Source organism: Kribbella qitaiheensis (genome assembly GCF_042657745.1).
GTDB lineage: Bacteria > Actinomycetota > Actinomycetes > Propionibacteriales > Kribbellaceae > Kribbella > Kribbella qitaiheensis.
On record NZ_JBHSKE010000072.1, the window covers coordinates 1 to 22,108 of the forward strand.

Sequence of the window (22,108 nt, forward strand, 5' to 3'; positions counted from 1 at the left end):
TGGGCCATGGCGACGTCGAGGGGTTCGGAGTTGGCGCCGAGCACGATCGGGATGATCTGCGCCTCGCAGGCCAGCCGCCGGATGGCGCCGGCGGACAGTCCTTCGCCGTGGACCAGGGTGCCGACCGCGTGGGCGCCTGCGTCGGTGAGGTCTTTGAGGTCGATGGTGATCGTGATGTGCGCTTTCGGGCCGTGCCCGGGCACCGCCGCGGCACCACGCCCTGCGGCATCACTCCCGGCGGCACCTGTCGCGGCGGCGCCAGTCTGGGCGGCGTGACCGGCCGCGTCTGGAGTGCCGGTGCCGCTTGGTGGTCCGGCGGCCTCGGCAGAGTCGAGCGTTGATCCGGCCGTGTCGGCGGGATCAGCCGCTGTGGCGGTGGTGATGGCGTTGGAGGCGACGTTGAGGACGTCGGTGAGGGCGTCGGCGCGCCGCTTGTCCGGTGAGCGGGGGTCGAGTTCGCCGGTGACGGTCTTGCGGGGCTTGGAACCCTCGAGGATCAGGGCCTGGAACAGTTCGGCGTTCTCGTTGGCCAGGTAGCCGCTGAACTTCACCCCCCGGTCCGCGGTCCTCACCCGCAACTCTTCCCGCGCGTAGGCCTTGTCCTCCTCCGGCGCCGGGCCGTCGGCGTCGAGCAGGTCCCGGGCCCGGCGCGCGGCCTTGCGCAGTTCCGAGGGGTTGAAGTGGCGGCCCAGCGCGACGAGTTGTTCCTCGGCCACGGCCAGGTCCTCCACCGCGACGGTCTTGGGGACGCCTTCCAGTTCGGACACGATCGCCGCGGCCTGCGCCGGAGACAACACCACCCCCACACCCGTACCGGCATCGGCAGCTGCGTCGCCGCCGTCGGCGTCCACACCGTCGGGGTCGGTGTCGGTGTCGGGGTCGGGGTTGACCGGTGGGAGGGCGTCGGCCACGGCGGGATACTTCTTGAGAGCCTTGGCCAGCGCCAGGTCACGCTTGATCACGCCCGGGTCGAGACGGTGCCGAAACGCCAGCAGCCGGGCGGTGTCGCCGGCGCCGAGGGTGGCGGCGTGGCCGGTGGCGTCGTACGCGGCCAGAACCTGCAGATGGTAGGTCTGCAACCGGGAGATCTCAGCCTGCAGGGCATCGAGAGTCGCCAGCTGTTCGCTGTCGCTCATCGACCACACCGGCCGCTCACCCAGAATCTCCATACCCCAGACCCTAGACATCGCCTCCGACAGTTTCTGGTCCGGAAGCCCCTTATTTGTAAGGGATTCCGAAAGATGGCCGGAATTGGGTGCAGGCTCCGAATACGGACGAGGTGTCCACAACCCCAGCTGACCTGTGGATCCAGGGGAAGAGTGTGTAGGACGCATGAGAACCTGAGCAGGACCTACAACCAGAACGCCAGCCAAAGAGAAGTCGGAGAGGTGTCGCACGTGTCGGGCGCGGGATGCAGGAACCACCCCGGCGGTGCGTGGCGCCGAGGCGGAACACCTGTTTGTCAGCGGCGGAGCCGCACCGTGGATGGGTGGGAGCAGGAGGTGGAGGTCGCACCACGGACCCGGCCTGGGATGGCGAGGCGCTATGAGTGAGGTCGGGTTCGCGATGGCGAGCGACGGGGTTCGGATCGCGTACCAGGTAAAGGGTTCTGGGGCGCCGTTGGTGTTGTTGGCGGGGCAGGCGAACAACCATCGGTGGTGGGATGCCGTGCGGGGAGACTTCGACGGCTCGTATCGGACCATCACGATGGACTGGCGTGGGACTGGGGACAGCGACCGGCCGGATGAGGTCTACAGCACGCAAGGCTTCGCCGATGACATGGCGGCGGTGCTGGATCGCCTCGGGATAGAGGTCGCCGATGTCTATGGGACGTCGATGGGTGGACGGGTCGCGCAGTGGGTGGCGATTCGGTACCCCGGGCGCGTCCGCCGGTTGGTTCTCGGCTGTACGTCGCCCGGCAAGAAGCACGGGTACGAGCGGAGTCAGGAGATCCGACGGGCACTCGCACAGGCGGATCAGACCGGGCGGGACCGGATCCTGCTCGACCTGATGTACACGCCCGGCTGGCTCGCCGAACACCCCGGCCCGTACGACGTACTGGGTGACTCCACGATGCCGACGTACGCCAAGGCGCGGCATCTGGTCGCGAGCAACAACCACGAGGCATGGGAGGAACTACCCGCCATCAAGGCGCCGACGTTGATCCTGCATGGTGCGGACGACGTATTCAGCCCGGCCACCAACGCCGCAGTACTGGCGGACCGCATCCCCGACGCCCGCGCCCACGTGATCCCCGGCGCTCGACACGCGTACTTCCATGAGTTCCAGACGACCGCGAGTCCGCTGGTGCTCGATTTCCTGGACTGACGGGCCAGACCTTCAGGTGTGCTTCGACCCGGGCGACTCCCGGTCCGGAGGTTCCTGCCAGTCCGGCAGGACGGCCGGTCGCCAGGAGGAGGAGATCGCTGACTGGGCCACGGATCTCCTCGGCGCCATCACCCGCGGCCCAGTCCGCATCCGTCGCCACCAACCTCAGGCCTCGGAATCGCTTGCGGGCGCCATAGAACGCACTCGTCCGCGCGTGCTCCAGCGCGGCCAGCGCCGGCTCGACAGGTACTGCGCGCTGACGCCCGAGGGGCCGCGCTATGTCCTGGCCGTGCACCAAAGCGTCGAGCAGTGGATCGAGCGGCTTCGCTCCCGGGGCGCGGCGAGGCGAAGCCGCCGTTTCCCGGATCTGTGCGATCAACTCGGCGGATGTGAACCGTACGGCTCGCTCCCGGGCGAACCTGTTCTCCATCCGGTCGAAGCTGCCGCCGGAGCGGACCGCACCCCTGATCGCGACGCCGAGCGTGAGCCGGGTCGACATCGTCAGGTGTGCCGCGACCTCCCGTACCGTCCACCCGGCGCACAGCGAGTTCACCGACCACTCGTGCTCGTCGAGATCCTCCAGCAGGTCCGCGAAGCTGAGCCGCTCGGCCTCCGTCCACGCCATCACCTCGCTCACGCGTCCACCACCTGCGCAGCGCCGCTCGCCTGTGCAGCCGCCGTACCACCCGCCCGCGTAGCCACCGCACCGCTCACCTCCGCGGCGTCGCTCACCCGGGCGCGGTACTCGTCCCACCAGGCGGGGTCGTCGGACGGCAGGAAGGGTTCGTCACGGGACAGCCCGGCGGTTCCGTCGATCAGTTCGCGCACGATGTCAGCATGACCGACGTGGCGGTGGCACTCGGCGACCACATGCACGAGCACCGCGTGCAGCGAGAGCCTCTGCATCGACGGTGAGAACCAGGGCACGAAACCGACCGTGTCCAGGTCGAGCGCCTCGATCGTGGCGTCGGCGTGCACCGCGGCCCGGCGGTAGAGGTCGAGGATGTCGTCGCGAGTCTCGTCGGCAGTCGCCCAGAAGTCCCCGTTGACCTCGCCGTCCTGGCTCAGCAGGTACTCGGGCGGATCCTCGACGGTCCGGTCGAAGACGAGCCCGAAGTACAGGAACTCGACGACGGCCAGGTGTTTGACCAGGCCGAGCAGGTTGGTGCCGGTCGGCGTGAGCGGCCGCCGTACGTCGTACTCGGAGAGGCCTTCGAGCTTCCAGAGCAGGTCCTCGCGCGCGGCCTGGAGGTAGCGGTGCAGGTCTGACTTCGGGTCCATCGGATCCTCCTGATTCGTCTGGTTCAGAGGTAGGACTCCGGGGATGAGGCAGACTCATCGGTGTGAGCGAACTTTCTTTGCCGCAGACCGACCTCGCCGCGCAGAAGGACCTTGCCGCGCAGAAGGACCTTGGCGCGCAGGCGGACCTCGCCGCGCAAGCAGACCTCGGGCAGGAGGATCTCGCCGCGGCCCGGGCGGGAGACGACGCTGCGTTCACGCGGCTGGTGGAGCCGCTGCGGCGCGAGTTGCACGCCCACTGCTACCGGATGCTCGGCTCGTCCCACGACGCCGACGATGCTCTGCAGGACGCCTTGCTGCGCGCGTGGCGCGGTCTGGCCCGCTTCGAGGGCCGCAGCACCCTGCGCTCCTGGCTCTACACCGTCGCCACCCGCACCTGCCTCGACCTGGTCGAGAGCCGCGGCCGCCGCGCGCTGCCGATGGACCTGAGCCCGTCGAGCGACCGCGCGGTCCTCGAGGATCCCCCGCTGACCGAGATCGCCTGGCTCGGTCCGTACTCCGCGGGCGACCTCGCCGGCGGCCCGGTGGCTCGCTACGAGCAGCGTGAGGCGGTCGAGCTCGCCTTCGTCGCGGCTCTGCAACACCTGCCGGGCAACCAGCGCGCGGCTTTGCTGCTGTTCGAGGTGCTCGGGTTCAGCGCCGCCGAGATCGCCACCATGATGGACACCTCGACGGCGTCGGTGAACAGCGCGTTGCAGCGGGCCCGCAAGCTCGTCGACGAGAAGGTCCCGGCCGTCACCCAGCAGCAGACGATCCGCGAGATCGGCAACGCGCGGCTGGAGGAGATCGTCACGCAGTACTCGACCGCGCTCGAACGCGGGGACGCCGACGCCCTGGTCGCGCTGCTCACCGAGGACGTCACCTGGGCGATGCCGCCGATGGGCCACTGGTACAGCGGCATCAAGGCGGCGATGGACTTCGCCGTCGAGGTCCCGCTGACCAGGTGCCCGAGCTGGCGCAACCGGACGACCACGGCGAACGGCCAGCCCGCGGTCGCCTGCTACCTCGGCACCGCCCCGGACGCCGAGCACCTCGGCTGGGCGATCACCGTGCTGGACTTCCGCGGTGACAAGATCTGCGGCATCACCTCCTTCGTCGGCCCCGAGCATTTCGCCCTGCTCGACCTGCCCGCCGCACTCAGCTGACGAACCGCCTCGCTCAGACGACCTGGCTCGCTCAGCTGACGAACTCCTTCGCGAACCGCCTGATCGCCTCCGGATCGGTCGACTGATGGAACCCGACGATCAACTCCTGTACGCCGGCCGCCTGGTACGCCTGGATGCGTTCGCGCACGGTGTCGAGCGTCCCGTACAACAGATACGACCCGAAGTCGCCCGGATAGAACAGGCCCATCCCCGGGGACAACGCGGCCCGGGCCTCCTCGTCGGTGTCGGTGATGAGGCAGTGCGTGGTCACCGTGCGCCGGATCTCGTCGTACTCCCGGCCGACCGTCGCGCAGTGGTCCCGCAGGATCCCGAACTTGCGTTCAGCCCCGGCCGGTGACTCCATCACGTTGCAGAGGTCCGCGTACCTGGCGACGAGCTTCAGCGTCACCTTCTCGCCACCACCGGCGACCATCATGGGGATCCGCGGCTGCTGGATCCCCCGCGGCTGGTTGATCGCCTCGACCAGTTGGTAGTACTTCCCGTCGAAGTTGGTGACGTCGTTGGTCCACAGCGACTGGATGATCTGGATCGCCTCACCCAGTTGCCGCAACCGCTCGGGTGCCGAGAGGAACTCGAACCCGTAGGCGTCGTAGTCGCGCTGGTACCAGCCGGCACCGATGCCGAAGGTCAGCCGCCCGTTGGAGAGCACGTCAACGGTGGACGCCATCTTCGCTTGCAGCGCGGGGTTGCGGTATCCGTTCCCGCTGACCAGCTGGCCGATCCGGATCCGGTCGGTCCGCCCGGCGATTGCCGACAGCAACGACCAGGACTCGAACAGATAGGCTTGCGAGGGCGGCACGGTCTGGAGGTGGTCCGGCATCCAGACGGCGTCGAACCCGCCCTGCTCGGCGGCCGCAACCAGCTCGAGCAACAGGTCGTACGCCTCCTGCGGATCGGCGAAGCCGGCCAGGTCCTGGGCGAAGCCGGTCGGCAGGAACAGGCTGTACTTGAGTGGCATGACGGGAGTCCTTCCAACGTGGGTGGTGCGTTATCGGATAGACCACGCACCACCCCGAAAGGAATCGCTCCACCCCAGCCGCGAACCCCGAACCACAGCCGCGCACCCCGAACTGCGGGCTCACCCGATCCGCTGCAGCGCCCTCTCCCGTCGGCTCGCCACGCTCGACCCCGACTCCCGCCGAGCCATCCGGCGCAGTACGACGGGAGCGACAAGCAGGCCCAGCACCGCCCACACTCCGAGCACGCCGATCGTCTCGAGGTGCCGCCAGGAGTCGCCGAGCTCTACCCCGACCGCTGCCTCCGGCAACAAAGCTGAGCGCATCCCCAGCCCGAGCCAGTAAATCGGCGTCAGCTGAGCGATCCACTGCAGCCAGTCGGGCAACGCGGTGATCGGATAGAAGATCCCCGAGATCGCGATCAACGCCAGGATCGGCAGCTGGATCAACCCTTGAGCCCGAGCACTGGTGAACACCGAACCCAGGATCGCGCCGATCGGCAATGTCGCCAGCAGTCCGAGCAAGAGCACCCAGCCGAGCGTCAACCACGAGTCGATGCTCCCGGTCGCCAGCCCGTCGATGATGATCAACCCCGGCACCAGCAGGATCGCCAGATCGACCAGCAGTCCCCCGGCGACCGACACCACCTTGCTGACGAGATAGCCGAGCATACCGTTCGGCGTCGCCTTCGCCCGCAGCAACGTGCCGTCCTCGCGATCGGCAGTCAGCTGCTGACTCATCGAGACCATGCCCATCGCCGCGTTCATCCCGAGCATGCTCGGCAGTACCAGCGCGCCGAGCTGGAATCCGCCGAAAGCCTTGTCCCGCAGGAAGAACAGCGCGATCAGCATCAGTACCGGCCAGAGGAAGTGGCTGAGGAGTTCCGCGCCGTTGGTGAACGACTGTCGCAGCTCGATGATCCCGCGCTGCCAGCCCGCGCGCACCGCCACACCGCGCGGGTTCACCGAGCCACCTCGCTCTGCCGGACCAAGGTCAGATAGGTGTCCTCCAGGGAAGCTCGGCGGACCTCCAGCTCTCCGATCGCCTCTCCGTACCGCGTAAAGAGTTCGCGGACGAAGACCGTGGAGTCCTTGGTCGACTCGACGCAGGGTTTGCCGTCGAGTGTCCAGCGCACCTCGTCCTCCCCGGCAATCTGCCGGGTCAGGTCGGCCGCAGTACCGGTGGCGACGATGCGCCCGGCGGCGAGGATCAGGATGCGATCGGCGAGCTTGCCCGCCTCGTCCAGGTCGTGGGTGGTGAGCAGGATCGTGGTGCCCTGATCGCCCGCGAGTCGCTGCACGAGTTCGTGGAACTCGTACCGCGCGGCCGGGTCGAAGCCGACCGTGGGCTCGTCCAGGAAGAGCACCTCGGGCCGGCCGACGATGCCGATCGCGACGTCCAGCCGACGCCGCTGTCCACCCGACAAGGTCCTGACCTTCTGGTGAGCGTGCTCGGTCAGCCCGACCGCAGCGATCAACTCGTCGGCGTCCCACGGCCGCCGGATCGCGCCGGCGGAGTACGGCGTGTAGTAGCTGCCCAGGTGGGACAACAACTCACGCACCCGCCACTTGCCATGGTCCCGCCACGACTGCAGTACTACGCCCAGCCGCGCGCGCCAGCGCTCGTCACCGTGCGCCGGGTCCACGCCGAGTACCTCGACCCGGCCGGCCGATCGCAGCCGGAAGCCCTCGAGGATCTCGATCGTGGTGGTCTTGCCCGCGCCGTTCGGGCCGAGCAGCGCCAGCACCTCGCCTCGATGGGCCCGCAACGCCACGTCGTGCAGCACCTCCGTCGCGCCGTACCGCATCCGCAGCCCGTCGACGTCGAGCACGACTTCACCGTCGGTCATCCAACCTCCCCAGAATCTCCCTGATGCCGAGGAAGCTACGTTGCGTTTCAGGCGCAGGCAACGCTCACAGGACCATACGCCTAGGAAATCGAGCGCCGGAAAGGCTATTGTTGCAATGGTTTTGGCGACAAACGCAACACAGTCTCAGCGACCGTTGCAATGAGCTGCCGGTGAACGCACCGAGGAGGAGACAAGCGATGCCAGGAGGCCGGCTGAGCCACGAGGACCGGCTGGCGATCGCGGCCGGGTTGACGGAGGGACACGGGTACGCCGAGATCGCCCGGCGGCTGGATCGCCCCACTTCCACCATCAGCCGCGAGATCGCACGCAACGGCGGCGCCCGTGGCTACCGGGCCGACCACGCCCACTACGCGACCAGTTCTCGCGCTCGCCGGCGCAGGCCGGCCGGCAACGTGGAGCAGCCCGCGGAGGTGGATGCCTACGGCCGGGATCCCCAAGCGGTCCGCGAGTTCGCCGAGCACTTCGCGGCAACCATGGTCGACACCGGTGTCCCCAGAATGGCCGCCCGCGTCCTCTCCCACCTCTACACCGCGGACTCCCCGAGCCTCACCGCCGCTGAGCTGGTTCGCCACCTGGAGGTCAGTCCTGCCTCGGTCTCGAAGGCGATCGGTTACCTCGAGCAGGTGGAGCTGGTCCGCCGCGAACCGGACGACCGAGGAGGCCGCCACGAGCACTACCTCATCGCCGAGGACATCTGGATCCAGGCATGGAAGACCAGCGCCCGCGCGAACGCGAACTGGGCCGCGACCGCCCGACAGGGCGCCGAGTTGCTCCAGCCCAGCACTCCAGCCGGCGCACGGCTGGAACAGATGAGCGAGTTCTTCCAGCAACTCAGCAACGACATGTCTGGCGGCCCGGCTGCAGGCGCAGCGGAAGACGCGATGACCCTCTTGGCCGCCCTCTTCCACGCAGCCCGCCCGCTCACCGCACCCCAGTTGGCAACCGCCCTCGACTGGCCAACCGACCGCGTCACCGCCGCCCTCGAGACAGCCCATACCTACAAAGACTTCACCGACCCCCTCGTACTCCGCCCCGCCGGCACCGCCACCTACACAGTCGACGCCAGCCCCAACCGCCTAACGCCAATCCAACGTGCCGCTCTCAAAGATCAGACCGAACCAAGCATCTGCCGATAGAACGGCCGGAACCCCTCACGCTCATACAGGCGAACCGCACCCTCGTTCACCTCGACCACACCGACTGTCCAGTACTCGATCCCCGCCTCCCGCAACAAGGCTCGGCACTCCTCCATCAGCCGATGCCCCACCCCGGCGCCCCGAGCCTCCGGCGCGACTGCCAGTGACTCCAACTCCCCGATGGACGCGCCCAGGTCCCACGTCGCACCGGACGGCTGGACCTGCAGCATCGCGTAGCCGACGAGCTCGTCGTCATCAGTTGCCAGCAGCAACGTTCCGCTGCCGTCCTCGAGCCACCCGACGTACTGCTCCCGGCGGATCGCCCACGCCGCTTCCGCAGTACGGACCGGCCAGTCATCGCCGGCCACGGCCCGATGGTGCTCGACCATGCCGGCCCACAGCGGCCAGACGGCCGCCACGTCCCCCACCTCGCCGCGTCGGATCTCGATCACAGGCTCCCCTCTCTGCGCCATCCCACCCTCGCACGACCGGCTGCAGAGGTGTTGTGGTTCGGGCGGCGGTCCGGAAGAGTCTGGGAGGTGGAAAGACACCCTGCCTTCAGCGACATCGCCCTGCACACCGACGACGAGCTCGCCGAAGCGCTGGGCGCTCCGATCGAGGAGCGCGAGACCATCCACGTATGGCCGCTGTCGTGTGTCCAGCGGGTCCTGCTCGGCGACGGCAGGAAGCTCGTCTACAAGGCGCAACTCCCGCCGACCGTGGAGCCGGAGTTCTACCAGGCAGCCACGTCGAAGCTGCTCCCCGGTCACCAGGACCTCGGCGGGCTGGACGCGTCCCGGTCGATGACGATCGAGTGGATCGACGCCCCGCTGCTGGCCGACCTGGACCTGGAACCGATCGAGCTCGTCGAACACGGCCGTCGCCTGGTGACCCGGATCGGCGAGATCGACGGGCAGCTGCCGACCTACCTCACGATCGGGGACGAACGAACCTGGTCGAACCTCGTCGACGAGGTGCTCGAACGGCACGAGAAGCTGCTGGCGGATGGACGCTTCACGCTGACGGACCTCGAGAGTGTGCGGAGAGTTCGAACGTGGGCGGCCGGCGACGCCGTCCTGAACGCGCTCACCGCGACTCCCCAGGTCACTCACGGCGACTTGAAGGCCGACCAGATCTTCATCACCTCCGACGGGTACCGCGTCATCGACTGGCAGCGTCCGGTGCTCGCGCCGGCCGACGTCGACCTTGTCCTGCTACTGGTCGATCAAGGCATCGATCCACGCGAGTTCGTCGACCCGGCGATCGTCGGGATCTTCTGGTTCCTCCGGCTGCACTGGGCGGTGGAAGCGCAGTACACGCTCTTCCCGGACAACCGCTGGCGCCTGTTCGACGAGTGGTCCCAGGAAGCCATCGCCACGATCCTCGACTGACGACTACTTCGTCACCAGCCCACGAAGCATGGCCGGCGTGATCCGCCCGGCCGCGAGCCCGAGCTCGACCAGGTCGTCGAAGACGCGCTGATCGGCCGCGGAAGCTCGGATGCCCGCATCGAGGACCCGCCCGGAACGGGACAGACGTGCCGTCAACGCGGTGTGCCGCAGATGCCGAGCAAGCAACCGAGCCGTCGATCGCCTGTACTCCGAACCCGCGCCGCCGTCGTCGCGCCGGACAGCAGCGGCGGCGGCTCGCCCCGCCAGCAACCCCGTGGCGACGGCGTAGTAGATCCCCTCGCCAGTCATCGGATTGATCAGCCCAGCGGCATCGCCCGCGAGCAGCACCCGCCCATCCGCAGGCCGCCAGGACCAACTCGACAGCGGCAGATGATGCCCTCGCCACTCGGTCCCACCTTCCCCGGCGCCTGGCAGCAACTCCTCCAGCCGGTCGAGCAGTTCGGCCCGCGACGGCCGAGGACGTCCGGCCAGCAACTGCTCCCCGTACCCCACGTTCGACAGCCCGTCACCCCGATCGAACGACCACGCGTACGACAGCTGCCGCGCCGTCCCGAACACGATCACCTGTCGGGCGGAACGACCCGCAGTCGTCGGCGCGTATCCCCTCAGCGCGAGCGCCGTAGGACCCGCCGGAAGCCCCAGCGTCCGGCGTACCACTGAATGCGCTCCATCCGCGCCGACTACCACCCGGGCCTCGAACAGGTCGTCCACCCGCACAGCTGAGCGCCGTACGTCGAGAGCACGAACGCGGTGCCGGCGGAGTTCCGCGCCGGCCGCCTGGGCTGCCTCGACGAGCCGCTGGTCGAAGATCGTCCGGGGAACCACCCACGCGGGCCGCTCCATCAGCCGGTCGACCTTGAGATCACCGCGCTGCAGTGCGAGCCGGCGGACCGGAGTGCGGTCGTCGACCAGGCCGGTGACACCGACTTCGGCCAGCAGATCGAATACGTGCGGTGCGATCCCGTCCCCACATGCCTTGTCCCGCGGGAAGTCCTGGCGATCGAGCAACAGCACCGACAGCCCAGGCTCGGCCGCCAGCGCACCAAGTGCCGCCGCCGCACCCGCAGGCCCGGCCCCGACCACCACCAGATCCCACTCCACAAGCCCTCCCACCGTCACCCGAACGTACCCCTCCAGCCTGCCCCAGCCGCCAACCTCGCGATCAGCTGAGCTCAGGGGTGCCCAGGTCGCGGACGACCTCGAGGAAGGCACGGATGAGCGCGCGCCCGGTGGACTCAGCGTTCGCCGCGGCGGCCGTGGCGGTACGGGCGGCGCGATGGGGGAACGGTGGGGATGCGGCGGGCGCCGCGAGCAGCGCGACGGTCGGCGTGGCCGGTGCCTTCGGCCCACGGCGTGACCGGCCGGGCCTCGTCGAGGTCGAGCCGCTTCGGCGGCGGCGGTAGATAGGCAGGCGGAGTGAGAGCCGGCACCGGCTCCGCGCGCCGACCCAGCGCGGCCTCGTCGTACTCCGGCTCTTCCACCGGCTCGACGTGGACCGCCTTGGCGCGAGCGGCGGCTTCCTTGCTCACCCGCGGTTTCGGCCGAGCCAGCGCGGGCGGCGGCACATACTCCTTCTTTCGCTTCTTCCGCGGCTTGGTCTTGAGGTCGAGCCCGAGGCTGCGGATAAGGTTGCCGGTAACAACGATCGTGATGGCGACGGACACCACCGTGCAGCCGGCGAACAGGACCGCCCGGCCGCCTGCTCCCCAGTCCGACGGCCCGGTCCGGCGCATCGCCGAGATCATCGCCACCACCACCATATTGGTGATGCCGACGGCAACGGTCGCGACGATCGTCCGGACCAGCACGCGCCGTTCCAGCTCGACGTCGTCGGCGGCGGCCACCAGCCCGGCGATCAGCCCGGCCAGCACCGGGATCGTGTAGACCGCCGCCAACGTCAGCCCCGGGCTCGCGACCAGGTAGAACACGTCGAAGACCAGCGCCGTCAGCGCCAGGGCCGCGGCGAAGCAGATCACCATCGGCGGGTAGGCCCGCACGATGGTCACCGCGTCCGCCGGCAGCGTCCTGATCATCCTGAAGGGCAAAGCGTCCAGTCTCCGTGTCGATCGCTATTGAGACTTCTCATTCTGCCCGCATCTCGCGCGGTCCGGCACCACCGGGACAGGTGAGTTGTTCAGTTGCCCTCGGCCACGGCGACCAACCGCCTCGAAGTCGATGTCAACCAGTTTCAGGCAACGGCTGGAATCGGGGACAACTTGGCGCGCAGCTCATCGAGAATGCGGCGCAGCACCCGGGACACCTGCATCTGGCTGACACCGATGTCTTTTCCGATCTCCGACTGGGTCCAGCCCTCGATGAAGCGCAACTGCAGGATCCGCCGCTCGCGCGGGCCCAGGTCTTCCAGCACCGGCTGGAGCATGTCGACGGTCTCCAACTGATCGACCGACCTGTCGTTCTCGTCGGCCACCACATCGGCCAGCGTCAGATCGGCGTCCACGTCGGACGGGCGATCCAGCGACAGCACGTTGAAGCAGCCTTTGGCTGCCATCGCCTGTTCCACCTCACCCGCCTCGACGCCCAGATGCTCGGCGATCTCGGCCGGAGTGGGTTCGCGGTTCAGCTCTTGCTCCAGCACGGGGATCTTGGCGGCGATCGTGCCCTGCATCTCCTGCAGCCGGCGCGGGATCCGGACGGTCCAGGCGCAGTCGCGGAAGTACCGCTTCACCTCGCCGCGGATGGTCGGGATGGCGAACCCGATGAACGGTGTGTCCGCGTCCAGCCGGTAGTGGTGGGCCGCCTTGACCAGACCGAGGTAGGCGACCTGCTCGAGATCCTCTGCCTCGGCGCCCCGGCCGCGGAAACGGCGGGCGACGCCCCGGGCGATCTCGATGTTCAGCTCGATGACGGCCTCGAGCAACTCCTGCCGCTCGAACTCGTCGGTGCTGGCTTCCCTGCGCTCCAGCAGTTCCCTGGTGGCGGATTCCCTGGCGGCCCGATCCTGGGCGGAGGAACACTGGGTCGGCACGGGCTCGGCGCTGGAGTGGAAAAGAACGGTGCTGAGGGTGGAATGCATGGATTGACCTCGCGACGCATAGTCACGGCGTGGCACATCTCTGGACCACGGTCAAATACCTGATTGAGCCCGTACCCTGTTTCGGCTGGCCCATGCATCGTCACTGTCTGTGGCGTACGCCATAGAGAATCGCCCCCAGCAGCAGAACCGCCCCACCGGCGACAACCGACGACCACGGCAGCGCGAACGCCAGCGTCAAACACCCCACCAGCCCAACCGCCGGTACCGCGCGCGGCGGCCGCCCCTCCTCCGAGCGAAGGGTCGCCGCGGACAGGTTGGCGATCGCGTAGTAGAAGAGCACTCCAAAGGACGAGAACCCGATCGCCTGACGGACATCCACCAGCGCAGCCAGTACTGCGACCACCGCCCCGACCGCAAGCTCCGCACGATGCGGGACCTGGTACTTCGGATGGATCTCGGCAAGCGCCGTCGGCAGATGCCGGTCACGCGCCATCGCCAGCGTCGTCCGCGAAACCCCGAGGATCAGCGCGAGCAGAGACCCCAACGCCGCCACGGCCGCCCCGATCCTTGCCACCGGCACCAATTCCGGCGCACCCGCTTCCCGGACCGCGGCCGCCACCGCGTCAGGACTCGCCGCGAGCCGCTCGGGCCCGAGAACCACCAGCAGCGCGACGGCCACCGCGACGTACGTGATCAGGGTGATCGCCAACGCGAGCGGAATGGCTCGCGGGATCGTGCGGCTCGGATCGCGGACCTCCTCGCCCAGCGTCGCGATCCGGGCATAGCCGGCGAAGGCGAAGAACAGCAGCCCGGCGGCCTGGAGCACGCCTCGATAGGTCGCGTCACCACCGATCGCGAGGCGGCCGGGATCGGCACTCCCAGAGGTCAGGCAGACGACCACGACCACGATCAGAACCAGCAGGACGACGGCGACGATGATCCTGGTGAGCCAGGCCGCCTTCTGGATCCCGAAGTAGTTGAGCGCAGTCAGCGCAACTACCGCCGCGACGGCGACGGCGTGCGCCTGGTCTGGCCAGAGATAAGAGCCGACCGTCAGAGCCATCGCCGCGCACGAGGCGGTCTTGCCCACCACGAACGCCCAGCCGGCCAGGTACCCCCAGAACGGACCGAGCCGCTCGCGGCCGTAGACATAGGTGCCGCCCGATGCCGGGTACCGCGCGGCCAGCCGCGCCGACGAGGTTGCGTTGCAGTAGGCAACCACCGCGGCCACCGCCAGGCCGATCAGCAAGCCCGACCCGGCTGCCTCGGCGGCCGGGGTGAAGGCGGCGAACACCCCCGCGCCGATCATCGACCCCAACCCGACGACGACCGCGTCCCTCAGCCCCAGCTGCCTGCGCATCTCCACCACCAGAGCAGTGGATCACGAGGACAGCGAAAAGCGCGCGTCCCCGAAAGGCCGCGCGCTCTCCGCGTGTGTTGGAAGGGGGGTCAGCCCTTCTTGGCGATCCCTGCCATCAGGATGCGCTGGTACGGCTGCAGGTCCTCGACGTCCGGCACGTCGCCTTCCGGGTCCTCCGGGAACCAGCGGGCCAGGAAGTCCATACCCGGGGGCACCAGCGGCAGACCGAGGAAGTGCTGCTCGATCCGCTCGGGGGTCCGGATCCAGCCGTTGCCCAGGCTCTCCAGGCCGGCCTGCTCCATCGCCTTCTGCAGCGGCTCGCCGGTGTCGACGAAGTCGGTGATGAACAGGTAGCTGCCCGGGGCCAACTGGTTCATGATCGTCCGGACCCACTCGTCCGGCTTCTCGTCGTCGTGGAAGTGCATGTGGATGCCGACGATCATCAGCGCGACCGGCCGGCTGTAGTCCAGGTGGTTCTTGATCTCCTCGTTGTCGAGGATGCTCTGCGGGTCGCGCAGATCCGCGGTGACGACGATCGTGCTGTTGTTCGTCGCCAGCAGCGCACGCCCGTGGGCGAGCACGATCGGATCCTTGTCGACGTAGACCACCTTGGCGTCAGGGTTGATCTCCTGAGCCGCCTGGTGGGTGTTCTTCTGCGTCGGCAGCCCGCTGCCGATGTCCAGGAACTGGTCGATCCCCGCACTTCGCACCAGGTACTGCACACCCTTGACGAGGGCCTCCCGGTTCTCGATCGCGCAGCGACCGGCGTCCGGGACGTATTTCAGATAGGTCGCCGCACCCTCGCGGTCGGCGGCGAAGTTGTCCTTGCCACCGAGCAAGGCGTCATAGACGCGCGCGATGGTGGGTTGGGAAGTGTCGAACTCCGGAGGAGCTTCCGGGCCGTCGGGAGTCGCCATCGGCGCAGCCTTTGTGTTGTAGGGAATCGTTGCCGTCATCGTAATGCACTCGCATACCAGTAGATCTCTGGTGCGGCGCTTGCGGGAGTGTCCTGGTAGAGATTTGACGAAGCCTTGCGGAGTGCCTGATCTCTCAACTAGGCAAGGGGTTCCCGAGTTACGCCCGAACGTCCTGACCCAAACGATTGAGTTCCGGTTGAGATCCGCTCCGCCAGTTCTCCGACCATCTTCGCCAGGTTCTTTCATCACCTCTCGCCGGCCCGTCCCGGCATATCCTCACGAGGCTCCCCGCCGACCCCGCCGACCAGGTGCCGCCATCCCCGGTCACCCAGGGGTTCCGCCGGCACCTCTTCATCGGGTTTTCTCCGGTTTCCGTCACCGAAAGCGACCAACACGCCGGTCCTGAGCGGCGCACCAGCACGCCTCGTAATGCACCGGACACCAGGCCCTCCAACGTGTACGATGCAAATGCAAGCCCAAATGCACGTGCATATGCCAAAGACGTACGGAAGGTGCAGCTGATGACTGCTGTCTACAACGGCATGCCCGGCGACTCGATGAGCGAGCTGACCTGGCGGAAGAGTCAGCGGAGTGGCCCGAACGGCAACTGCGTAGAGGTAGCGAAGCTTCCCGGCGGTGGTGTGGCGATGCGGAACTCGCGTCACACCGACGGACCGGCGCTGGTCTTCACCAAGGCCGAGATCGAGGCGTTCCTCGGCGGCGTTCAAGACGGGGAGTTCGACGACCTCGCGTAGAGAGATTCCGGCAAGGCAAGAGGCCCCTTCACCAGGCGAGTGGTGAAGGGGCCTCTTAACGTCTGCGACCGGCCGGCGCGGTCCGGGAAGACAGCGACCGCCGCCGGGAACGACGAAGGCCGGCCTTCCGCTAGAAGGCCGGCCTCGACCGGTACTGCGCTCCGCGACGCGAGGCTTTCCCTGGCGCCCGCGCCGCGGCCTTAGGACTAGTGGGACATCACTAGTGGCAGGTCTCGCTCTCCTGCACTCTCAAGAGCAGTACTTCTCACCGAAGCGGCTCTACTACTAAGAGCCGCCACGGACATCACTGGACCGTGAGTGGCCAGAGTTGTTCGCTGGGAAGCTCCGAGGCCGCGTTCGGGGCGGCGGCGCTGTCCACGGTGATGCGCAGACCGGTGAACTTGGGCGTCATCACCCGCTGGTACCGCGATGCCCGGTCCGGCTCCGCGACGTACTCGGCGATCAGGTGGTCACCCAACCAGATCCGCACCATTTTTCGGCCTCCTCGATCGGTGTTCATCCCAGGCTCACGATCGGATCCCCGTCGAGTTGACGGACGCCGCGCAGCCAGCCTTCGAAGGCCCAGCGCTGCTGCTCGGGGCAGCGCGCCACCAGGTCCTGGATCTCCCGTTCGGTCAGCTCGTCGGGGGCACGCTCGCCACTGGTGTCGGCGACGTACTCGACGGGCTCGGTGTCGTGGTTTCTCATCGACTCGGGTTCCCCAACCAGTCATGCCGGCGGTACCGCGCCGACGGATCTGTGGACCGGCCTGCTGCATCACGCATTGTCACTTTTCGCGAGATTCAGCTCACCTTCTGTGCATGAAGCAATCATGGCGGTCGCACGATACGAATGCAAGCGCCCGATGCACGTGCATCCGCACGTTTTTGAGTTGTGACCATCGGGACGGCCTCTGAGCGTGCCGAAAGCACCGATCTGAGTCTCAAACCTGCCGATCTAGCTGACCGGGAAGCGATTTCCGCCTCCGCGATCCCGGCCGCGCGGGTCAGATCCGGCCGATGGGCACCCGATCGGACGGTCACACACAGTCATGAAGAGGCCGCTCGGACTGGCATCGATGCCAGCCGGGACTCGCCGGTTGGACAGGAAATGCGATACCTATGTAAGAACTTCGCCAGATCGCCGTCTCGACGTGCGATGATTTGGTCGGGGTGGGCAGACAACTGCCGTTGGATTCGAACTGGGGCGTCGGAGGTGAGTGTGACGGAGTCGGGCGCTCAGAGCGGGCCGACCGCGCTTCGCATCATCCTCGGAGCGCACTTGCGGCGGATGCGTGAGGCGGCCGGGATCACCCGGTCGGACGCGGGGTGGGAGATCCGCTCGTCGGAGTCCAAGGTCAGCCGGATGGAGCTTGGCCGGGTCGGGTTCAAGGAGCGCGACGTCCGCGACCTCCTGACGCTGTACGGACTGGACGACGGGGAAGAGCGCGACCGCTTGATGGCGCTCGCGCGCGACGCGAACAACCCCGGCTGGTGGCACCGCTTCGGCGACGTGCTGCCCAGTTGGTTCCACTCCTACCTCGGCCTCGAGGCCGCCGCTCAGCTGATCCGTACCTATGAGCTGCAGTTCGTCCCCGGTCTCTTGCAGACGCAGGAGTACGTGCGAGCCGTCGTCCAGCTCGGCCGCGGGCTGATCCCGGCCGAAGAGGTCGAGCGCCGCGTCGCCCTGCGGGTCAGCCGCCAGGAAGTGCTGACCAGGCCGAACCCGGTCCGCCTCTGGGCCGTGGTGGACGAGTCGGTACTGCGCCGGCCGATCGGTGGCGTCAAGGCGATGCGGGTCCAGCTCGAGGCGCTGATCGAGGCGACACACAATCCGCACGTGACGCTGCAGGTGATGCCGTTCAACTCCGGTGGCCACGCGGCCACCGGTGGTGCGTACAGCATCCTGCGTTTCCCGGAGCAGGATCTGCCGGACATCGTCTACATCGAGCACCTGACCAGCGCGCTCTACCTGGACAAGCTCGAGGACCTCGACCAGTACACGGCCACCATGGAGGCGCTCTGCGTCGCCGCTCCCCCGCCGAGCAAGACCCGCGACATCCTGGCCGGCATCCTGCACGACTTCGATCGCTGACTCAGGCGTTGGCGGCGATCCAGTCGAGGAACGGCCCGGTGGCGCGCCAGTCGCGGCGGATCTGGTCGACCAGCTCGTGCGAGTGGATGATCGGCTCGAAGCCGTAGGACCGGCCCAGCGTCATCGACTTGTGCCGGAGCAGGTCGATCCGCGGATGCTCGGCGTCGTACCCGCGCGGTGTCGTCTTCAGCTTGTCGCCGCCGAGCGTCCAGCCGTCCGTCTGCAGATCCGCGAGCAGCTTCTCCAGCTCGGACCCCCGCCGCTCGTCGTCGATCGCCGTACGGATGCGTGCCAGCCGGTCGGAGGGCGCCTCGTAGAAGCCGGCGCCGACGCGGACCCCGGGTGCCGAGATCTGGACGTACCAGCCGGTGGACGGACCGAGGTCGATGAACGCGCCCTGGTGGGTCTTGTACGGCGTCTTGTCCTTGGCGAAGCGGACGTCGCGGTACGGGCGGAACATCTTGGCCGTGCCGAACTCCTCCTCGAGCTCCGCGAGCAGCGCTGCCATCGGTGCGCGAACCGACTCCTCGTACACCTGCTTGTGCGCCGTCCAGAACGACTTGGTGTTGTCCATCTCCAGGTCGTCGTAGAAGTCCAGGGCGGCCGTCGGGAAACCGGTGAAGCTCATGCGGTCACGATAGTTCGCCGAGTCAGGCCGGATCGCCCCCGGCCTAGGGTGGGGGCATGCGCATAGTCGTCATCGGTGGTACCGGTCATATCGGCAGCTATCTGGTTCCGGAGCTCGTGCAGGCAGGCCATGAGGTGGTCGTCCTCAGCCGGGGGCAGCGATCGCCGTACCGGGCGAGCTCGGCCTGGCGGCAGGTCGAGACGCAGACCGTGGACCGGGCGGCCGAGGATGCGGCCGGCACGTTCGGCGCGCGGATCCGCGACCTGCGGGCGGACGTGGTGATCGACCTGATCTGCTTCACCGAGGACAGCGCCCGGCAACTGGGTGAGGCGCTGCGCGGCGAGGTGCAGCACTTCTTGCACTGCGGCACGATCTGGGTGCACGGGCCCAGTGCGTCGGTGCCGACCCGCGAGGACGCGCTCCGGACGCCGTTCGGCGAGTACGGCATCGCCAAGGCCGCGATCGAGCGCTACCTACTGAACCTCGACGGGCTGCCCGCGACCGTGATCCACCCCGGACACATCAGCGGACCCGGCTGGGCGCCCGTCAACCCTGCTGGTCATCTCGACCTCGCCGTCTTCGAGACGCTTGCGCAGGGCAACGAACTGGCGCTGCCCAACCTCGGGCTCGAGACCGTCCAGCACGTGCATGCCGCCGACATGGCCGGCGTCTTCCTGGCCGCGATGGCGAACCGGTCCGCCGCGATCGGCGAGAGCTTCCACGCCGTCGCCGACGGCGCGCTGACACTTCGCGGGTACGCCGAGGGCGTGGCGCGGTGGTTCGGCCGCGAACCCCGGCTGACGTTCCTCCCCTGGGAGGAGTGGACGAAGACCGTGTCCGAACAGGACGCCCAGATCACCTGGGACCACATCGCCCACAGCCCGCACTGCTCAATGGAGAAGGCTGCCCGCTTGCTCGGCTTCCGCCCTGGCCACTCGGCCCTGAGCACCACGCTCGAGGCGATCGCTTGGCTGGTAGACAACGGCAAGCTCAAGGTCGCCTGAAAGCATGCGCGCCATTCAGGCCGCAGATCCACCCCAGTGCACTTGCCAAGGGCAACCTGATGGTGCGCGGCAAGCTCGTCCTGCGCCCCTGAGTCGGCGCAGGGTTCAGCGCAGCGTTCGGAAGAAGGCGCGGATGTCTTCGACGAGGACGTCGGGGACCTCCATGGCGGGGAAGTGGCCGCCGCGCGGGTACGAGGTCCAGCGGGTGATGTTGTTCGTGCGGTCGACGATGTGGCGGAGCGGGATGAAGTTGTCGTAGGCGAAGTCGGCGAGCGCGGTCGGGGTGGTGGAGGGCTCGATCGGCTTGCCCCAGTAGTCCGCGTGCGCGCGTTCGTAGTAGATCCGCGCGGCCGATCCGGCGGTCCCGGTGAGCCAGTAGAGCATCACGTTGGTGAGCATCTGGTCGCGGTCGACCGCGTCCTCCGGCCGCTCGGCGGAATCCGTCCACTCCTTGAACTTCTCCACGATCCAGGCCAGCTGCCCGACCGGGGAGTCCGTCAACGCGTAGGACAAAGTCTGCGGCCGGGTCATCTGCAGGTCGGCGTACCCCTGGCGGTCCTTGACCCACGCCTGGTACCGCCGCCACGACGCGATCGTGCGCTCGCGCTCCGACGGTTCCAGCGGCGCCAGCTCGTCCTCCGTCGGCTCCGCGGTCACCCCTCCCCCGGGGATCAGATTCAGGTGTACTCCGACGACGCGCTCGGGGTGGATCCGCCCGAGCTCCCGCAAGATCCCCGCGCCCCAGTCACCACCCTGTACGCCGTACCGGTCGTAGCCGAGGCGATCCATCAGCTCGGCGAAGGCGCCGGCGACTCGCAGGAGCTCCCAGCCGGTCTCCCGGGTGGGCCCGGACAGGCCGAAGCCCGGGATGCTCGGGATCACGAGGTGGAACGCGTCCGCCGGGTCGCCGTACGCGCGCGGGTTCGACAGCGGGCCGGCGATCTGCTGGAACTCCACGATCGACCCAGGCCAGCCGTGGCTGATGAGCAGCGGAGTGGCGTCCGGCTCGGGCGATCGGAGGTGGACGAAGTGCACGGTCGCGCCATCGATGGTGGTGGTGAACTGCGGCCACTCGTTGAGCTTCGCCTCTTCGGCCCGCCAGTCGTACTCGTCCCGCCAGTACGCCACGAGCTCCTGCAGGTAGTCGCGCGGTACGCCGTAGCTCCACCCGACCCCGGGCAACTCGTCCGGCCACCGCACCCGATCAAGCCTGGCGTGCAGATCGTCGAGGTCGGACTGGGGAACGTCGAGACGAAACGGTTCGATGCTCATCGCGACTACCTTGCCTCAGAGTCGTCATCCCCTGCAGGCAATTTCCTCCTGGACCTGGAGGTTCGACCGCTCCTGGTGGTTCGACCTCGTTGCGCTCAGACGCGGACGCGGTCGCGGAGGACCTTGATGGCGAGGGCGGTGGCCAGGCAGAGGGCGCCGGCGACCATGACCAGCGTCACGATGGTGGACGAGCTGTTCAGCCGGCCGTCGCACGCCATCGGGGTGATACCGGCGGCGGGCTGGAACACCGAACCGCAGTTGGTCCCCGAGGCCGAGATCGACCGGAAGCCGAGCGTCAGACCGCCCAGCAGCAAAACCACTCCCGCGACCGCGAGAATCTTGTTGACCGTCGTCACGCTGACGCCGGCTTTCGCGGGCATGCCGACGGCACGACCCGACTGCCCCGTTGCACTTCGCTCACTCCTGACTTCGACTGACACCTCTCCGAACCTACGGTTCTCAGCACGCCGGGCCACATTCACAGAGCCGTCAGCAGCGAATCTTCACACAGTCCTTACTCAGGACATACTCCCGCGTGACGATCGTCTCAAACCCCACGACCGTTAGTGACAGTGGCATCACCGTGCCACCCCGTGGACTCCTATTTCGGGCCCTGAGGCGGGGACGTAGGCTGATGAGTGCAGCTGGTTCGTCCTGCCCGCCAGGCAGGACGTCGCAAGAGGGAACCCGGTGGAATTCCGGGACTGCCCCGCAGCGGTGAGTGGGAACGACCGCCGTCATCAGCACTGGGCCCCCGGCCTGGGAAGCGACGGCCAGTAGGTGTCTGGCGACAGACATGCCCGCGAGTCCGAAGACCTGCCACTGCCCACGTGCGCCCGTCGCCCGTGGTGATCTCGGTGACCTCGTGGGAAGGTCGGCGCGCGCAGCTTCCTTTCTCGGGGGCGCGCCGGCTGTC

Annotated in this window: 23 protein-coding genes, 1 pseudogene and 1 riboswitch; of the genes and pseudogenes, 7 read left to right on the top strand and 17 right to left on the bottom strand. The window is 68.1% G+C overall.

Annotated elements, in window-relative coordinates:
* On the bottom strand, positions 1–1,169 hold a 1,169-nt coding region (locus ACFPJ1_RS38400; RefSeq protein WP_380111255.1), incomplete at its 3' end, for a DUF222 domain-containing protein.
* Positions 1,170–1,545: 376 nt separating this feature from the next.
* Here ACFPJ1_RS38400 and ACFPJ1_RS38405 point away from each other — a divergent pair.
* A complete protein-coding gene (locus ACFPJ1_RS38405) occupies positions 1,546–2,328 on the top strand; it encodes an alpha/beta fold hydrolase (RefSeq protein WP_380111256.1) in 783 nt (260 codons plus the stop codon).
* An 82-nt stretch (positions 2,329–2,410) separates the two neighbouring features.
* On the opposite strand, the pseudogene ACFPJ1_RS38410 reads toward ACFPJ1_RS38405, so the two are convergent.
* Together ACFPJ1_RS38410 and ACFPJ1_RS38415 are read right to left on the bottom strand one after the other, a co-directional pair.
* Positions 2,411–2,953 (bottom strand): annotated as a pseudogene (locus ACFPJ1_RS38410) (maleylpyruvate isomerase family mycothiol-dependent enzyme); the annotation flags it as partial.
* Between the two features lie 8 nt (positions 2,954–2,961).
* Positions 2,962–3,609 (bottom strand): DinB family protein, encoded by a 648-nt coding sequence (locus tag ACFPJ1_RS38415; RefSeq protein WP_380111258.1) that lies wholly within the window; start codon positions 3,607–3,609, stop codon positions 2,962–2,964.
* A 62-nt stretch (positions 3,610–3,671) separates the two neighbouring features.
* Between ACFPJ1_RS38415 and ACFPJ1_RS38420 the strand changes: the two genes are divergently transcribed.
* Positions 3,672–4,772, top strand: a complete 1,101-nt coding sequence (locus ACFPJ1_RS38420) for a sigma-70 family RNA polymerase sigma factor (protein WP_380111259.1) — start codon at positions 3,672–3,674, stop codon at positions 4,770–4,772.
* Between the two features lie 31 nt (positions 4,773–4,803).
* Here ACFPJ1_RS38420 and ACFPJ1_RS38425 read toward each other — a convergent pair whose 3' ends face one another.
* From ACFPJ1_RS38425 to ACFPJ1_RS38435, 3 genes are all read right to left on the bottom strand, one after another.
* Positions 4,804–5,751: a TIGR03560 family F420-dependent LLM class oxidoreductase gene (locus ACFPJ1_RS38425; protein WP_380111261.1), complete on the bottom strand. Its 948-nt coding sequence runs from the start codon at positions 5,749–5,751 to the stop codon at positions 4,804–4,806.
* A 120-nt stretch (positions 5,752–5,871) separates the two neighbouring features.
* A complete protein-coding gene (locus ACFPJ1_RS38430) occupies positions 5,872–6,714 on the bottom strand; it encodes an ABC transporter permease (RefSeq protein WP_380111262.1) in 843 nt (280 codons plus the stop codon).
* Complete coding sequence (locus ACFPJ1_RS38435) at positions 6,711–7,598, bottom strand: ABC transporter ATP-binding protein (protein WP_380111263.1); 888 nt, start codon at positions 7,596–7,598, stop codon at positions 6,711–6,713. Before ACFPJ1_RS38435 ends, ACFPJ1_RS38430 begins: the two co-directional genes overlap by 4 nt.
* Before the next feature lie 197 nt (positions 7,599–7,795).
* On the opposite strand from ACFPJ1_RS38435, the gene ACFPJ1_RS38440 reads away from it, so the two are divergent.
* Positions 7,796–8,755, top strand: a complete 960-nt coding sequence (locus ACFPJ1_RS38440; protein WP_380111264.1) for a MarR family transcriptional regulator — start codon at positions 7,796–7,798, stop codon at positions 8,753–8,755.
* Here ACFPJ1_RS38440 and ACFPJ1_RS38445 read toward each other — a convergent pair.
* Entirely contained in the window at positions 8,728–9,207 is a 480-nt protein-coding gene (locus tag ACFPJ1_RS38445; protein WP_380111265.1) for a GNAT family N-acetyltransferase, read from the bottom strand. The two genes, ACFPJ1_RS38440 and ACFPJ1_RS38445, sit on opposite strands and share 28 nt — an antisense overlap.
* Before the next feature lie 87 nt (positions 9,208–9,294).
* On the opposite strand from ACFPJ1_RS38445, the gene ACFPJ1_RS38450 reads away from it, so the two are divergent.
* On the top strand, positions 9,295–10,146 hold the full coding sequence (locus tag ACFPJ1_RS38450) for a phosphotransferase (RefSeq protein WP_380111266.1): 852 nt from the start codon (positions 9,295–9,297) through the stop codon (positions 10,144–10,146).
* A gap of 3 nt (positions 10,147–10,149) precedes the next feature.
* On the opposite strand, the gene ACFPJ1_RS38455 is transcribed toward ACFPJ1_RS38450, so the two are convergent.
* From ACFPJ1_RS38455 to ACFPJ1_RS38475, 5 genes are all read right to left on the bottom strand, one after another.
* The gene (locus ACFPJ1_RS38455; protein WP_380111267.1) at positions 10,150–11,268 is read right to left on the bottom strand and encodes an NAD(P)/FAD-dependent oxidoreductase; all 1,119 of its coding nucleotides are present in this window, start codon (positions 11,266–11,268) and stop codon (positions 10,150–10,152) included.
* A gap of 134 nt (positions 11,269–11,402) precedes the next feature.
* Positions 11,403–12,200: a hypothetical protein gene (locus ACFPJ1_RS38460; protein ID WP_380111268.1), complete on the bottom strand. Its 798-nt coding sequence runs from the start codon at positions 12,198–12,200 to the stop codon at positions 11,403–11,405.
* 155 nt (positions 12,201–12,355) lie between these two features.
* Positions 12,356–13,201 (bottom strand): SigB/SigF/SigG family RNA polymerase sigma factor, encoded by an 846-nt coding sequence (locus ACFPJ1_RS38465; RefSeq protein WP_380111269.1) that lies wholly within the window; start codon positions 13,199–13,201, stop codon positions 12,356–12,358.
* A 100-nt stretch (positions 13,202–13,301) separates the two neighbouring features.
* Complete coding sequence (locus ACFPJ1_RS38470; RefSeq protein ID WP_380111270.1) at positions 13,302–14,522, bottom strand: APC family permease; 1,221 nt, start codon at positions 14,520–14,522, stop codon at positions 13,302–13,304.
* A gap of 89 nt (positions 14,523–14,611) precedes the next feature.
* A complete protein-coding gene (locus ACFPJ1_RS38475) occupies positions 14,612–15,439 on the bottom strand; it encodes an SAM-dependent methyltransferase (RefSeq protein ID WP_380111271.1) in 828 nt (275 codons plus the stop codon).
* 521 nt (positions 15,440–15,960) lie between these two features.
* Here ACFPJ1_RS38475 and ACFPJ1_RS38480 point away from each other — a divergent pair.
* Positions 15,961–16,194, top strand: a complete 234-nt coding sequence (locus ACFPJ1_RS38480) for a DUF397 domain-containing protein (protein ID WP_132294665.1) — start codon at positions 15,961–15,963, stop codon at positions 16,192–16,194.
* Positions 16,195–16,498: 304 nt separating this feature from the next.
* Here ACFPJ1_RS38480 and ACFPJ1_RS38485 read toward each other — a convergent pair whose 3' ends face one another.
* Both ACFPJ1_RS38485 and ACFPJ1_RS38490 read right to left on the bottom strand, forming a co-directional pair.
* Positions 16,499–16,687, bottom strand: coding sequence for a hypothetical protein (locus ACFPJ1_RS38485; RefSeq protein WP_132294668.1), 189 nt, complete (start codon positions 16,685–16,687; stop codon positions 16,499–16,501).
* A gap of 23 nt (positions 16,688–16,710) precedes the next feature.
* Positions 16,711–16,902, bottom strand: a complete 192-nt coding sequence (locus ACFPJ1_RS38490) for a hypothetical protein (RefSeq protein ID WP_380111272.1) — start codon at positions 16,900–16,902, stop codon at positions 16,711–16,713.
* A 513-nt stretch (positions 16,903–17,415) separates the two neighbouring features.
* Between ACFPJ1_RS38490 and ACFPJ1_RS38495 the strand changes: the two genes are divergently transcribed.
* Positions 17,416–18,288 carry a helix-turn-helix domain-containing protein gene (locus tag ACFPJ1_RS38495; RefSeq protein ID WP_380111290.1) on the top strand — a complete coding sequence of 291 codons (873 nt, stop codon included), beginning with the start codon at positions 17,416–17,418 and terminating at the stop codon, positions 18,286–18,288.
* Position 18,289: 1 nt separating this feature from the next.
* Here the strand turns inward: ACFPJ1_RS38495 and ACFPJ1_RS38500 are convergent, their stop codons facing one another.
* Entirely contained in the window at positions 18,290–18,916 is a 627-nt protein-coding gene (locus tag ACFPJ1_RS38500; RefSeq protein WP_380111273.1) for a DUF2461 domain-containing protein, read from the bottom strand.
* 56 nt (positions 18,917–18,972) lie between these two features.
* Between ACFPJ1_RS38500 and ACFPJ1_RS38505 the strand changes: the two genes are divergently transcribed.
* Positions 18,973–19,920 (top strand): NAD-dependent epimerase/dehydratase family protein, encoded by a 948-nt coding sequence (locus ACFPJ1_RS38505; protein WP_380111274.1) that lies wholly within the window; start codon positions 18,973–18,975, stop codon positions 19,918–19,920.
* Positions 19,921–20,025: 105 nt separating this feature from the next.
* On the opposite strand, the gene ACFPJ1_RS38510 is transcribed toward ACFPJ1_RS38505, so the two are convergent.
* Together ACFPJ1_RS38510 and ACFPJ1_RS38515 are read right to left on the bottom strand one after the other, a co-directional pair.
* Positions 20,026–21,192 (bottom strand): epoxide hydrolase family protein, encoded by a 1,167-nt coding sequence (locus ACFPJ1_RS38510; protein ID WP_380111275.1) that lies wholly within the window; start codon positions 21,190–21,192, stop codon positions 20,026–20,028.
* 95 nt (positions 21,193–21,287) lie between these two features.
* The gene (locus ACFPJ1_RS38515) at positions 21,288–21,572 is read right to left on the bottom strand and encodes a hypothetical protein (RefSeq protein ID WP_380111276.1); all 285 of its coding nucleotides are present in this window, start codon (positions 21,570–21,572) and stop codon (positions 21,288–21,290) included.
* A 247-nt stretch (positions 21,573–21,819) separates the two neighbouring features.
* Positions 21,820–22,030: riboswitch (cobalamin riboswitch) on the top strand.
* Positions 22,031–22,108: the final 78 nt, after the last annotated feature.

What these genes read in the sequence shown, in the direction of transcription:
- ACFPJ1_RS38405 (WP_380111256.1), top strand. Translation starts at nt 1,546, where the DNA reads ATGAGTGAGGTCGGGTTCGCGATGGCGAGCGACGGGGTTCGGATCGCG.
- ACFPJ1_RS38415 (WP_380111258.1), bottom strand. Translation starts at nt 3,609, where the DNA reads ATGGACCCGAAGTCAGACCTGCACCGCTACCTCCAGGCCGCGCGCGAG.
- ACFPJ1_RS38425 (WP_380111261.1), bottom strand. Translation starts at nt 5,751, where the DNA reads ATGCCACTCAAGTACAGCCTGTTCCTGCCGACCGGCTTCGCCCAGGAC.
- ACFPJ1_RS38435 (WP_380111263.1), bottom strand. Translation starts at nt 7,598, where the DNA reads ATGACCGACGGTGAAGTCGTGCTCGACGTCGACGGGCTGCGGATGCGG.
- ACFPJ1_RS38440 (WP_380111264.1), top strand. Translation starts at nt 7,796, where the DNA reads ATGCCAGGAGGCCGGCTGAGCCACGAGGACCGGCTGGCGATCGCGGCC.
- ACFPJ1_RS38460 (WP_380111268.1), bottom strand. Translation starts at nt 12,200, where the DNA reads ATGATCAGGACGCTGCCGGCGGACGCGGTGACCATCGTGCGGGCCTAC.
- ACFPJ1_RS38465 (WP_380111269.1), bottom strand. Translation starts at nt 13,201, where the DNA reads ATGCATTCCACCCTCAGCACCGTTCTTTTCCACTCCAGCGCCGAGCCC.
- ACFPJ1_RS38470 (WP_380111270.1), bottom strand. Translation starts at nt 14,522, where the DNA reads ATGCGCAGGCAGCTGGGGCTGAGGGACGCGGTCGTCGTCGGGTTGGGG.
- ACFPJ1_RS38475 (WP_380111271.1), bottom strand. Translation starts at nt 15,439, where the DNA reads ATGGCGACTCCCGACGGCCCGGAAGCTCCTCCGGAGTTCGACACTTCC.
- ACFPJ1_RS38480 (WP_132294665.1), top strand. Translation starts at nt 15,961, where the DNA reads ATGACTGCTGTCTACAACGGCATGCCCGGCGACTCGATGAGCGAGCTG.
- ACFPJ1_RS38485 (WP_132294668.1), bottom strand. Translation starts at nt 16,687, where the DNA reads ATGGTGCGGATCTGGTTGGGTGACCACCTGATCGCCGAGTACGTCGCG.
- ACFPJ1_RS38490 (WP_380111272.1), bottom strand. Translation starts at nt 16,902, where the DNA reads ATGAGAAACCACGACACCGAGCCCGTCGAGTACGTCGCCGACACCAGT.
- ACFPJ1_RS38500 (WP_380111273.1), bottom strand. Translation starts at nt 18,916, where the DNA reads ATGAGCTTCACCGGTTTCCCGACGGCCGCCCTGGACTTCTACGACGAC.
- ACFPJ1_RS38505 (WP_380111274.1), top strand. Translation starts at nt 18,973, where the DNA reads ATGCGCATAGTCGTCATCGGTGGTACCGGTCATATCGGCAGCTATCTG.
- ACFPJ1_RS38510 (WP_380111275.1), bottom strand. Translation starts at nt 21,192, where the DNA reads ATGAGCATCGAACCGTTTCGTCTCGACGTTCCCCAGTCCGACCTCGAC.
- ACFPJ1_RS38515 (WP_380111276.1), bottom strand. Translation starts at nt 21,572, where the DNA reads ATGCCCGCGAAAGCCGGCGTCAGCGTGACGACGGTCAACAAGATTCTC.